This window comes from Hoeflea phototrophica DFL-43, from assembly GCF_000154705.2.
In the GTDB taxonomy this organism is placed as follows: Bacteria; Pseudomonadota; Alphaproteobacteria; order Rhizobiales; family Rhizobiaceae; genus Hoeflea; species Hoeflea phototrophica.
Genome location: NZ_CM002917.1, coordinates 4,259,428 through 4,272,192 on the forward strand (window position 1 = coordinate 4,259,428; position 12,765 = coordinate 4,272,192).

Annotated in this window: 11 protein-coding genes and 1 tRNA gene; 11 read left to right on the top strand and 1 reads right to left on the bottom strand. The window is 58.7% G+C overall.

Annotation, left to right across the window (positions count from 1 at the left end; translation table 11 throughout):
* Nucleotides 1-115: 115 nt before the first annotated feature.
* Entirely contained in the window at nt 116-3,727 is a 3,612-nt protein-coding gene (locus HPDFL43_RS21515) for a hypothetical protein (RefSeq protein WP_007199267.1), read from the top strand.
* Between the two features lie 602 nt (nt 3,728-4,329).
* Here the strand turns inward: HPDFL43_RS21515 and HPDFL43_RS20145 are convergent.
* Nucleotides 4,330-4,419: transfer RNA gene (locus tag HPDFL43_RS20145), tRNA-Ser, on the bottom strand.
* 362 nt (nt 4,420-4,781) lie between these two features.
* Here HPDFL43_RS20145 and HPDFL43_RS20150 point away from each other — a divergent pair.
* The 10 genes from HPDFL43_RS20150 to rlmH all read left to right on the top strand — a co-directional run bounded on the left by HPDFL43_RS20150 (nt 4,782) and on the right by rlmH (nt 12,742).
* Complete coding sequence (locus HPDFL43_RS20150; protein ID WP_040450616.1) at nt 4,782-5,411, top strand: 50S ribosomal protein L21; 630 nt, start codon at nt 4,782-4,784, stop codon at nt 5,409-5,411.
* A gap of 78 nt (nt 5,412-5,489) precedes the next feature.
* Nucleotides 5,490-5,759: a 50S ribosomal protein L27 gene (rpmA, locus tag HPDFL43_RS20155; RefSeq protein WP_007199271.1), complete on the top strand. Its 270-nt coding sequence runs from the start codon at nt 5,490-5,492 to the stop codon at nt 5,757-5,759.
* A 121-nt stretch (nt 5,760-5,880) separates the two neighbouring features.
* Nucleotides 5,881-6,543: a GNAT family N-acetyltransferase gene (locus HPDFL43_RS20160; protein WP_007199272.1), complete on the top strand. Its 663-nt coding sequence runs from the start codon at nt 5,881-5,883 to the stop codon at nt 6,541-6,543.
* Between the two features lie 132 nt (nt 6,544-6,675).
* On the top strand, nt 6,676-7,233 hold the full coding sequence (locus HPDFL43_RS20165) for a DUF3833 family protein (protein WP_007199273.1): 558 nt from the start codon (nt 6,676-6,678) through the stop codon (nt 7,231-7,233).
* A 173-nt stretch (nt 7,234-7,406) separates the two neighbouring features.
* Entirely contained in the window at nt 7,407-8,441 is a 1,035-nt protein-coding gene (gene obgE / locus HPDFL43_RS20170) for a GTPase ObgE (protein ID WP_040450620.1), read from the top strand.
* A gap of 2 nt (nt 8,442-8,443) precedes the next feature.
* Nucleotides 8,444-9,565 (top strand): glutamate 5-kinase, encoded by a 1,122-nt coding sequence (gene proB, locus HPDFL43_RS20175; RefSeq protein ID WP_007199275.1) that lies wholly within the window; start codon nt 8,444-8,446, stop codon nt 9,563-9,565.
* A 139-nt stretch (nt 9,566-9,704) separates the two neighbouring features.
* Nucleotides 9,705-10,988 carry a glutamate-5-semialdehyde dehydrogenase gene (locus HPDFL43_RS20180; protein ID WP_007199276.1) on the top strand — a complete coding sequence of 428 codons (1,284 nt, stop codon included), beginning with the start codon at nt 9,705-9,707 and terminating at the stop codon, nt 10,986-10,988.
* Nucleotides 10,989-11,023: 35 nt separating this feature from the next.
* The gene (locus tag HPDFL43_RS20185; protein WP_007199277.1) at nt 11,024-11,629 is read left to right on the top strand and encodes a nicotinate-nucleotide adenylyltransferase; all 606 of its coding nucleotides are present in this window, start codon (nt 11,024-11,026) and stop codon (nt 11,627-11,629) included.
* Between the two features lie 37 nt (nt 11,630-11,666).
* Nucleotides 11,667-12,140: a ribosome silencing factor gene (rsfS, locus tag HPDFL43_RS20190; RefSeq protein WP_156970350.1), complete on the top strand. Its 474-nt coding sequence runs from the start codon at nt 11,667-11,669 to the stop codon at nt 12,138-12,140.
* Between the two features lie 119 nt (nt 12,141-12,259).
* Entirely contained in the window at nt 12,260-12,742 is a 483-nt protein-coding gene (rlmH, locus tag HPDFL43_RS20195) for a 23S rRNA (pseudouridine(1915)-N(3))-methyltransferase RlmH (protein WP_007199279.1), read from the top strand.
* Nucleotides 12,743-12,765 lie beyond the last annotated feature (23 nt).

Here is a 12,765-nt window from a genome sequence, read left to right on the forward strand (position 1 = left end):
ACAGGTTGATTAAAAAACTACAGGTTCTAGAAAGAAACTGACAAAACAGCGACCCGATCGAGCTTCGTGACCAGCCACGTATCGGAGTGATTCGTTTGGCTTTTTGGGGGCAGGATTGGGACAAGGGCGCACTAGCGATAGTGATCGTTACTATAATCAGGCTTCGCTTTTCGAGGCCTTGGAGAAGCTAGAATCCCTATGGCCGCGCTTGACGCGATCGGAATCTGATCTGTCTAAACATTCCGCTCGGAAACTCAACCCTCTTTGGATTGCCGACAGTGCAGGTGGGCATGTTGGCGTCAGGGTTGCGATACTCGCCACCCATCTCATCTATCGCTACGCAACTAGCGAGATTCTCAAGATCTCTGACTTGAAGGACCTCAGGGATTACCCTGCACTCGACGACGAACTGTTGAGAAAAGAAGGCATTTCAGAGTCGGTGAATGACTTCAAGAATGCGATAGCGCCGCTTGCATCCGAGAATGAGAAAAACATACGTCGCTACGACCCTAAACGTGACAGGCTGGCGTTCGTCTGTTTCGCATCCAGAGCGAAACAGACGCTCGATAAAGCACGCGGGATACAACAAGAGCCGAAAACCGCTATCAGCGACGCAGTTGCGCTGTACGATCGCATAGTCAAGGCGCACTGCAAAACCGCCAATGAAGTCTTCAGCATCATCAGCACCACTTGGCTAGAGGGCCTCTCCTATCTGGCGCCGAAAGGCGACGTAGAAGCCATTGCCAAAAAGCAACCGCCCGATCCGTCAAATGCACTTCACTTCATACCACCTAAACTGGCTGAGTATCTTCCCCCATCAGGACGGTTTCACGGCAATCGAAATCCGCGCGAACTGTCAGACATGGCTGAACTTGTCCTGCAGCAGTTTCGTCATGCCAGAGCTCGGCTTGCTGTTATCTCTGGAAAGGTGAATGCCGGCAAGTCAGGATGCGTTGTCGAGTTCTTGCGAGCCCTTTACTCGTCCGACAACACGACGATCGGGCTATCGTTATCTTTTGGTAGCAAGAGCTCGGAGGGCACTCTGCCCGTGTTCACAGTGAGCGTGCAAGACTACACGGGTTATGAGTTACTGCTACATGTTTTGGCCTTTCTGTCTCGTCTCGAAATGCCAGCACGAGACCGGAGGAAGTCCACCTTCGAACGATGTGTCGCTGAACTGCGCAACGAATATGGAACGGAGCCGGGGGCAGAAGAACTCCAGAGGATTAAACAGAGAATCCGGAACCTACACAGAGACAACCCAGCAGTTTTCATATTGACGAACTGGGAAGATCTGACATGGAGCACGCCACGCGCGCAACTACGTGATCAGTCGAAAGCATCTTTGATTGAGCTTTTGCACGATAGCAACGAAACGAGCCGATTTTTGGTCACAACCACTGATGTACCGACGGCCCGCTCGGAACAATCGCTTCCCGCATTTGAGCTCTATGATGTCGAAGATCCTCGGTTAAAGGACATCATTCGCTATTTACCAGACTTGCAATACCCTTCCTGCTACGAAGAAGAACTATTCGCCGCAGCTAAGCGGATGAACAAGGTGGCTATACCGGGAGATCATCTCATACTTTTCGCCGGGGCACTTGAGCTATGTCGCGGCGATCCAGAATGGGGGGCGAGAGCCAATGATACACTCAGGCAGCTTTCGCCTGAACAGTATCTAACACTCTCTAAGCCGGCGGCCCACCAGTTTGTTCGATTGTTAGTTGAGCGCCTGCATAACCGGGACCTGTTCAGGATCGTGGTTGCAATAGCTGCATCTGACGATGGGTTGCGCCCCAGTTCCCTGCAACGACTTATGAGCAACTGGGACAGCGACACTGGTCGGAGCCTCCAGAGGAAGGGGTCGCAGATTAATGCTGGATTGGAGGAATTGGAGGGGCTCGCGAACAGCTTCTTCCTCCGATGCAGGATGATCAAACCAATCAGCGCCTTGCAATTCGATCCTACCGAGCGCGGGATAGCTGGGGAGGCCTCTTGGGAGACTTATGAGTCACTGAGAAAGACGTTGATCTCCGCACTAACTGCGCATGGCGAGCAGGATTGGGCAGCCCCATTCACAAGGCTTCTTCGTGAGGGGATGCGCCACATCGCAAGGCTTGCGTTCAATAGGGCGCAAGAATGGCGCTGCCGAACAGTGCTTTCGAACCTCACGCCAAGATGGCAGGACTTACTTCTCGATATTCAAGCCTACGAAACTCTTCTGGCTAGTATTGATCCTGCAGACTTGACCGATAACAACCGCAACGCAGATCAGGTCAGCGCCAATCCCTTGCTTCATCATTCTGTGGAAGCAGTATTCACATGTGGGAATGGCCATTCCGCTGCTGTCGCTATCCGGTTCGCCGTTCAAATACTCCTGCTCGAGACAGTCGATCAGGACAACCAGATGTCCATGTGCTATGATCAGGATTTGATGCGGATGAGGCTATACATGCTTCCATTCGTAGGCGTCGGTCGTCGGCACTTCGATCGGCTCGATGATATGGAATACGAAGCTCTTCCTAGTTCCTTCCCTGAATGGCTGGAGACCATCTTTTCCGTGGAAGAGATTTTCTGTCTCTTGGAAGCTGTAGCGATCTCGGCTCTGCACGCTCAAGTCCCGCATGTCGTGCGGTGGGCATGGGTTCGGACTGAGGAGCTCATCGAACGCCTTGTAGATCGTGGCATAGATCGTACCGATTTGATTGCCCGCGTCGCAAGGATTTACTGCTCGACAGTTGATATGGCGATTCAACTCGGGAAGCCTCTCATTCAAAACGGTTCGAGAGACGATACCCGCAACGGTCACGAGCTTACCCTCCGGCAGGTTGAAGACTTCATTGCGGGTGAGTTCCCCGAATTTGGCAAAGAAACGCCCATTCCTGCCGAGTTCGACCTATCGATCACGCGAAAGCGCAACCACATCGAAGCCATCAAACGAATTGAAGTACGAAGGGCGCAACTTCTTGGTTTAACTGGTCAGCTCCAGAAAGCTCAGGAGGAACTAAAAAACATCCACACATGGGACTCTGCGCTTGCAAGATCGAATAGTTTTGGTCATGCCAGAATCCTCCAAGGCCGTCCGGCACGAGTGGCCCTTCACATAATGATGCGGGACTTTATCCTTTCGAAAAACGACATGCAGATGCCTGATGAGCGGTCACGCCGTGTTCTAGGAATGCTCTCTGCCAATGCGTCGCGCCTGGCTCGGTTTGGAGGTGCAGAACAGGCCGCTTTGCTGATCGATCGTTCAAGGTTCGCATTTGTGAACGGAAACATTGACCTGGCCATGCAATATGCGTTGGAGGCGCGACAATTCTGCGAAGACAATAGGGTCAGTTACGGGATGCAGATTCAGATACTACTCAATCTGGTCGCAATCCTGATCGAAGCATCCGAAGTCGCGAGATCAGATGCTGCGAATGATCGTTTGGCAAACCGGGCGACAATGGAAAACGCGCAACGGGATGTGGATGCTGTCTACCAGACCGCGAACGCCCTAGGCCTGAGACCAACAGAAGGTATTGCGCTCTATCTAAAGGTCCGACTCCAATACATTCGCACTTTGCATTATCCGTCTGAAGGCCTGACGTCTGGGAAGCTTCGTGCTGCAACGAAGGACATATCACTAGCAATCCAAATCATGAAAAGTTGTGGTGATGTATCCTACAGACATGCGATGGAAGAGCTGAGGGGTTCTCTGCAACAGCTTACTCCCATATAATGAGGCGTATCTGTCCGTCGCGCTCTGTGATTTGCATAATCGTCCTAGAGCGCCTCGGTGCGGGATTGGATATGCGATCCGGTCGGTGTCCCTTCGATATCGAAGCCGGCTGGGATCAGGGCTTTCACCTGCTCCGTGTGGGAGATCAAACCCACCGCCCACATCTCGTTGGCAAGGGAATAGAGCGTTCCAGTGCGGTGTTCAGTGTCTCGTCATCTAGCGTGCCAAATCCGTCGTCGATGAAAATGGCGTTGAGCCAGATTACGCCGCTATTCTGTTGCACAATAACTGAGAGTCCGAGCGCCAGCGCCAACGATGCCTGGAATACCAGAAGCCACCAGTCAGTTCCCGACCCCATTTCAGCCATTCGTGGCCAACGCTGCGAAGGCCCGGCTTCTGCGACCCAAAGTGATTTAGGTGCGCACTGCGGCGAAGGCCCCACCTTCACTCGATGCTAAATGAAATCTGTGCCAGCCATAAAGTTGGTTATGTGTCGTCCAGCAAGGCTCAGAGAGAAGCAAAACAATATGTGGTATGAAATGTGGAATAGAAGATCCAATCTCCACAATTATTCTTTAAAACCAATCATTTAAGAAAAGAAATGGCGGAGAGGGTGGGATTCGAACCCACGGTGGAGTTGCCCCCACGCCGCATTTCGAGTGCGGTACTTTCGACCACTCAGCCACCTCTCCGCGTCTTTGGTCGGCGCATTTTGATGCGCGGCGGTTCAATACTAGCGATGGACCGCTTAGACAAGGACAAAATTTGCAGCCGTGCCGGCAGGCCTGTTGTCCGCCCGCATCACGGCGCTGGTTCCAGGCCCGGAGACTGGCTGGATATTGCTTGACTCTTTGGCCCGCCTCACGTATCCCGCGAACCGAATGCGGCGTGGGGCTTCCTGCGCCGTTCGCCTTTGGATGCGTGCTCCCACACTGGGCTGCACCACAGGCTTCACCCGGCAGACCCAGCCATGGATCGGCCGATTCGTTTCCGACTGGCAAAAAGACGGCCCGCTTTGACAAGTGAGAGCCGGATGAACACGAAAGGACAAAAGATGTTCGCAGTCATCAAAACCGGCGGCAAGCAGTACCGCGTTGCAGCCAATGACGTTCTCACCATCGAGAAGCTCGAAGGCGCTGCAGGCGATACCGTTGAATTCAACGAAATCCTCATGGTCGGCGAAGGCGCCGGCGCATCTGTTGGCGCACCGTTCGTCGAAGGCGCAATGGTTGTTGCCGAAGTTGTCGAGCAGGGCCGTGCCCGCAAGGTTCTCGCATTCAAGAAGCGCCGCCGCCAGAACTCCAAGCGCATTCGCGGTCACCGCCAGCACCAGACTGTCGTCAAGATCACCGACATCCTGACCGGCGGTGCGAAGCCAGCCAAGAAGGCAGCGGCAAAGAAGGACGCGGCCCCGAAGGCCGAGACCAAGAAGGAAGCTGCACCAAAGGCTGAAACAGCTGCAGCGCCGCTGTTCACCGCACCGGCTGGCGAGCCCGACAATCTGACCAAGATCAAGGGCATCGGCCCGGTCGCAGCCGGTCAGCTTGCCGAACAGGGCATCACCACCTTTGCACAGGTGGCGGCTCTGTCTGACGCTGACATCACCCGCATCGACGAAGCCATGCCGTTCAGCGCCGATCAGATTTCGGACTGGCGCGAGCAGGCCAAGGCACTCGCGAAGTAATCAACCGCCCGTTCGGGCCCTGGCGGCTTAAGGCCGCAAACAGACAATCGCCCTTGAGGGCGGAACAGGAGCAGACCCATGGCACACAAAAAAGCTGGCGGTTCCACGCGCAACGGTCGCGATTCGAACTCCAAGCGCCTCGGCGTGAAGAAGTTCGGCGGCGAAGCTGTGATTTCCGGAAACATCATCATTCGTCAGCGCGGAACCAAGTGGCATCCGGGCACGGGCGTCGGCATTGGTACTGACCATACCATTTTTGCCGTGCAGCCTGGCAATGTTGACTTCCGCAAGAAAGCCAACGGCCGAACTTACGTATCCGTTGTGGCGAAAGCCGAAGCAGCAGAATAAGCCGGATTCTTTATCAGCCGGCGTCTCATTGACCCGGCCGAAACAGGCATCCTCCGGATTACCGGACAAGGCAGGGGAGATGGAACGCCATCTCCCCTTTCTTTTTGTCCAAAAACGGAGAATGACCATGAGACATGACCCCGAAAGCAGCGAATTCAGCGCGCCGAGCGCGCCACCTGACAGCATAAGTCCCGAAGCGCGGCCACCCACCGATGCGGCGCCCCACTGCCCCGTTCTGTTGAGCGAAAGTCTGGTCCTTCGAGCGCCGCACGCCGAGGACATTGACGCCATTGCCATTCTCGCGGACAACCCGGCGATCGCCACCATGCTGTCGCGCATGCCGCATCCCTATGGCCGCACCGACGCCGAGACCTTTGTAAAAGCCTCGGCCAAACGCGAGAATGGCAATTGCGTCTATGCCATCACCGAAGCTGACAGCGGCCGTTTTCTCGGATGCTGTTCGCTGCAAACCGGCAAGACCGGCAATTCGCTCGAACTCGGCTACTGGGTGGGCGAACCCTTCTGGGGCCGCGGCATCGCCACCGAAGCCGCCCACGCACTGATCGCCATGGCCTTCAGAACCCGCGACATCAACCATATCGATGCTCGTTGCCGGGTCACCAACCCCGCCTCACGGCGGGTGCTGCAGAAAAGCGGCTTTCAGTTTCAGGGCACCGAGATGCACCCGGTACTTTCACTCAATGCCTCGGTCTCGATGGAATGGTTCCGGCTTGATCGCAAGACCTGGATGTCGCTGATGAGCTGGAGCCATCAGGAGCGCTGACGCGGTAAAAAAACCTGGCGGCCAGGAGATCCCCCTGGCCGCCGCTCTGACTCCGTCATGAACCGCAATGCCGGCGACCAATCCGCCCGGAGCCGTTTCGCGTAGAAAGGCTGTCACACCGGAGCAAACCCCATGACCCTTCCGCGTTCGCTTGCCCTCTCGATGTTTGCGATGCTGTTTGCATCTCTTTCCCTGCCGGCCCACAAGGCTCACGCCCAGGGTGGCAAGGCCGGTCTGGTGCTTGAAGACTTCTTCAAAGGGAAGACCTTCGCCTATGGCCGGTTTGGTGCGATCAACGGCACCACACGCACATTCCGGGTGGATCTGACCGGCCATGTACGCGGACCTGTTCTCACCCTTCGCGAGGACTTCATCTATGGTGACGGCGAACGTGACACCAAAACCTGGATCTTCACCCGCACTGGCCCGGGCACCTACAGCGGCACCCGCGAGGATGTGATCGGCGAAACAACGGTGCGGGTATCAGGCAATGTGGCCCGCTTCACCTACCGCGTCGATCTCAACCCCGGCGGCAAGCCCAACATCGTGCGTTTTTACGACAAGCTCACACTGAAGAATGACGGGACCCTGCGCAACTCAGCGCTGGTCACGAAGTTCCTGCTCCCGGTGGCCCGCGTGAAGGTCAATTTCGCCCGCACCCTCAACGCAGCGAAATCTATCCGGCCGTAAGTCGAGCTTAGCCGGCCTGCACGTCTGAAATCAGTGCGCGGCACGGCCTCCAAAGGGCTCAAAACCGCGATAATCTTTGACCTTGCGCGCACAGACCGCTATCGATGCGCGCAAAGCCGGAGGCGCCTGCCAATCCGGCCGCCTCGCGTTGCAAGCCGGATCGGTCAACTCCTATGAAATTCCTCGATGAAACCAAGGTCTACATCCGCGCCGGAGACGGCGGTGGAGGTGCCATTTCCTTTCACCGTGAAAAGTTTATCGAATTCGGCGGACCGGATGGCGGCGATGGCGGGCGCGGCGGGGATGTCTGGGTCGAGGCAGTCGACGGGCTCAACACGCTCATTGATTTCCGCTTCCAGCAGCATCACAAGGCCAAGACCGGCGTTCACGGCATGGGCCGCAACCGCACCGGCGCAAACGGCGCCAGCATCACGCTGAAAGTGCCTGCCGGAACTCAGGTCTTCGAGGAAGACAACGAGACCCTGGTCTGTGACCTCACCACCGTGGGCGAGCGCTACCGCATCGCCAAGGGCGGCAATGGCGGCTTCGGCAATGCCCATTTCAAGACCGCCACCAATCAGGCCCCGCGGCACGCCAATCCCGGATTGGCCGGAGAGGAAAAAACCGTCTGGCTTCGGCTCAAGCTGATCGCGGATGCCGGCCTTGTCGGCCTTCCCAATGCAGGCAAATCCACCTTCCTGGCCTCGGTCACTCGGGCCCGGCCGAAGATCGCCAATTATCCCTTCACCACGCTCCATCCCAATCTCGGCGTCGCCACCATCGACAACCGTGAATTCGTTCTGGCCGACATACCCGGCCTGATCGAGGGCGCCCATGAGGGCGTGGGCATCGGCGACCGGTTTCTGGGCCATGTCGAGCGCACACGGGTGCTGCTGCATCTGGTTTCGGCGCTGGAGGAAGACGTGGCGGAAGCCTACCGCGTGGTCCGCCACGAGCTTGAAGCCTATGGCCACGGCATTGCCGAGAAGCCGGAAGTGGTCGCCTTGAGCCAGGTCGACGTGCTGGATGCTGAAACCCGCGCGGAAAAAGTCCGCGCCCTCAAGAAGGCCGCCGGACGAGCCCCGTACGAACTGTCCGCCATCACAGGCGAAGGCATGACCGGCGCACTGCGAGCCCTGCGCGATGTCATTGTCAAGGACAGGGCAGACCAGGACATCGACAATGATGCGGGCCGCGCGGAAGACTGATCATGACCGCCAGCCGAAAACCGCTCTCCGCGCACAAGCGCATCGTCATCAAGATCGGCTCCGCATTGCTGGTCGATCGCAAGTCCGGTCTCAAGTCCGCCTGGCTTGATTCACTCTGCACCGACATCGCCGCCCTCAAACAGGCAGGCGCTGACGTTCTGGTGGTCTCGTCAGGCGCCATCGCGCTTGGCCGCACCGTGCTCGGCCTGCCCCCGGCTGCACTCAGGCTTGAGGAAAGCCAGGCTGCCGCAGCCGTCGGCCAGATTGCGCTGGCGCGGGCCTGGTCCACCGGCCTCTCCACCCACGGAATCGTTGCCGGCCAGATCCTGCTGACGCTGGGCGACACCGAGGAGCGGCGGCGCTATCTCAATGCCCGCGCGACCATGGGCGAACTGATGCGCCGCAAGGCGGTCCCGATCATCAACGAGAACGACACCGTTGCCACATCCGAAATCCGCTATGGTGACAATGACCGTCTGGCCGCCCGCGTCGCCACCATGGTCGGCGCCGATCTTCTGATTCTGATGTCGGACATTGACGGGCTCTACACCGCCCCGCCAGCCAACGATCCTGACGCCCGTTTTCTTCCAGAGATCGAAGCCATCACCCCGGAGATCGAGGCCATGGCTGGCGACGCCGGGTCCGAACTTTCCCGCGGCGGCATGAAGACCAAGATCGACGCCGGCAAGATCGCCACCAGTGCCGGTTGCGCCATGATCATCGCTTCGGGCAAAGCGGATCATCCGATTGCCGCCATCGACACGGGCGCGCGTTCGAGCTGGTTCAAACCCTCGGGCACACCCCAGACCGCCCGCAAAACCTGGATCGCGGGCCAACTCGATCCCTCCGGCCGCCTGGTAATCGACGCAGGCGCAGAGGCCGCGCTCCGTTCGGGCAAGAGTCTGCTGCCCGCGGGCGTCGTCAGCGTTGCGGGCGACTTCCAGCGCGGTGATCCGGTGGCCGTCTGTGACGCCAATGGCCGTGAGATCGCCCGTGGCCTCTCAGGCTATGACGCCGATGAGGCCCGCCGGATCGCCGGCCGCAAATCCGGTGAGATCGAAGCCATTCTGGGCTATTCAGGCCGCACCGCCATGCTTCACCGTGATGACATGGTGATAAGCTGAGCCTGATCTGGTTACGACCCGGCCAGTAACGCATACGGATCTGATCCGGGCCGGATCGGTGATCCAGGGCGCATCCCGGCTTTACGCAATCCCCACGATTGCGTAAGACAATCGCCTGATCGCCGCCGGGAGACCCGCTATGCTTGAAAAGACCAATTCGCAGGCTGACATTGCCGAGCTGATGGCCGATATCGGCCGCCGTGCGACGGCTGCCGCACGGCCATTGGCGATCGCGGGCCCGGACCAGAAGAACGCAGCGCTTGAAGCCATGGCAATTGCCATTGACGCCGAGCGACAGACCATCCTCGACGCCAACCAGATCGATGTCGAAGCGGCACTGGCATCCGGCATGGCCGCATCCTTTGTCGACCGTCTCAAGCTTGATGATGCCCGCATCGACGGCATCATTGCCGGCATGCAGGCCATTGCCGCGCTAGCCGATCCGGTCGGCGATGTGATCGCCGCCTGGGACCGGCCCAACGGGCTGAAAATCGAACGCGTGCGCACGCCGCTCGGCGTCATCGGGGTGATCTATGAAAGCCGGCCCAACGTCACCGCGGACGCCGGAGCGCTGTGCCTCAAATCCGGCAATGCCGTGATCCTGCGCGGCGGATCGGATTCGTTTCATTCCTCCCGCGCCATTCACGCCTGTCTGGTCAAAGGCCTCGAGCAGGCTGGCCTGCCCGGCGATGCGATCCAGATGATCCCGGTCAGCGACCGGGCCGCGGTCGGTGAACTGCTCACCGGCCTTGGCGGCGCGGTGGATGTGATCGTACCGCGCGGCGGCAAGAGCCTGGTGGCCCGCGTCCAGTCCGATGCGCGCGTACCGGTCTTCGCCCATCTCGAGGGGCTCTGCCACATCTATGTCGACGCCTCTGCCGATGCGGCGATGGCGCGCGCCATCGTGGTCAACGCCAAGATGCGCCGCACCGGCATCTGCGGATCGGCGGAAACCCTGCTGATTGACCGTTCCCTCGACCTGGACACGGCCAAGAGCCTTCTCACAGATCTCCTCGGCGCGGGCTGCGAAATCCGTGGCGATGAGGATGTCTGTGCCCTCGTTCCTGAAGCCAAACCCGCGGCCGAGGAAGACTGGCGCACCGAGTATCTCGACGCCATCATCTCGGCCCGCTTCGTTGACGGCATCGATGGCGCCATCACTCATATCGCCACCTATTCCTCCAATCACACCGAAGCCGTGATCGCCGAGGATAGCCGCGTCGTTGAACGCTTCTTCAACGAGGTAGATTCGGCGATACTGCTGCACAATGCCTCGACCCAGTTCGCCGATGGCGGTGAATTCGGCATGGGAGCTGAAATCGGTATCGCCACCGGCAAGATGCATGCCCGCGGCCCCGTCGGCGTCGAACAACTGACCTCTTTCAAGTATCGCGTGCGTGGCACGGGTCAGACACGGCCCTGACGGTGCAGCTCAAGTCACTTCCGCCCTTTTTGAAAATGCCGCATGTCGAGAAGGGTATGACCGTCGGCCTGTTTGGCGGATCCTTCAACCCGCCGCATCAGGGCCATGTGCTGGTGGCCGAGATCGCGCTGAGACGCCTGCAGCTTGATCAATTGTGGTGGATGGTCACCCCCGGCAATCCGCTTAAAAACCACAACGAGCTCGCCGGCCTTGAAGATCGAATCAAGCTGAGCCGGGACATCGCGCCCGGACCACGCGTCAAGGTCACTGCCTTTGAGGCCGCTCACGGGTTGAATTATACTGCCCAGACACTGGACTTCGTGATGGCCCGCAATCCCGGCGTCCACTTCGTCTGGGTCATGGGGGCAGACAATCTCAAGCATTTTCACCACTGGCAGAACTGGCGCGGCATCACTGAAACCGTCCCCCTCGCAGTGATCGACCGGCCGGGTTCGACACTCGCCTACCTGTCCTCGAAAGTGGCCAAGACCTACTCCAAGGCCCGCGTCGATGAGGATGATGCCGCAGTGCTGCCGTTCATGACCGCGCCGGCCTGGACCTTCATTCACGGACCGCGCTCGTCGCTGTCCTCAAGCGCCATTCGCCGGGAGCTGCGGGCCCTTTCAAATCCCGCGTCTTGAAATTGCAACATGTCCGTGACTATCTTTAAGGAGCGACCTGAAGGTTTCATCGCCTGAGTCGCCTGTTGGACTGTTCAGGAAAAGGAAAGGAACCACCCTGAGAACAGCACACGAAAAGGGAACCGCGACGAGCGGGTTCTCACAAGCGGCGGGTAGCGGAGAACAGTCTGCTTTGCGCCAGCTTAAACTGGTCCGTGAAAGTCTCGCGGACTCAAAGGCAGAAGATGCCGTTTTCATCGATATCGCGGGCAAATCGGCGCTGGCCGATCATATGGTTGTGGCTTCAGGCCGCTCCAACCGTCATGTCGCTGCGGTCTGCGACCGCCTGATCAGCGAACTCAAGGATGCCGGCTATGGCACACCTCGGGTCGAGGGTCTGGCCACCGGAGACTGGGTGCTGATCGATGCCGGCGATGTCATCGTCCATGTTTTCCGCCCTGAAATCCGGGAATTCTACAACATCGAAAAGATGTGGCAGACCCCGGAAATCGAGGACGAGAAACTGCATTGACCGGACCGGCCTGACCCGGCCTTCCGGTTGTCTGGATCAGAGGTGAAACCGCCCAGTCCCGTGGGACAGGGCGGCCGAGAGCGGACTGCGCTGATCTCAAACAGAAAAGCACGGCCAATATGCGCGTCTCCCTGTTTGCCGTCGGGCGGCTCAAATCTGGCCCCGAAAGTGATCTGTCAGCCCGCTATCTCGACCGCTTCGCCAAATCCGGCAGCGCGCTGGGTCTTGATTTCGCCCGCGTTATTGAGGTGGCTGAAAGCCGCGCTGCAACCGCCGAGTTGCGCAAGCGCGAGGAAGCGGCTCAGCTTGAACGCCATCTTGGAGGCGGCGCAGCCCTGATCCTGCTTGACGAGCGCGGCAAGACACCTGATTCACCCGGCTTTGCCGACCTCCTGGCTCGCTTTCGCGACGATGGCCGCCGCGATCTAGTGATTGCCATTGGTGGTCCCGACGGGCTTGACCCGGCATTGCATGCGAAAGCAGACGCAGTGATCTGCTTCGGGCGAATGACCTGGCCACATCAATTGGTGCGCATCATGGCAGCCGAACAGCTCTACCGGGCTGTCACCATTCTGGCCGGCCATCCCTACCACCGGGCCTGAGCGCGTCCTGACAACGACCAGCC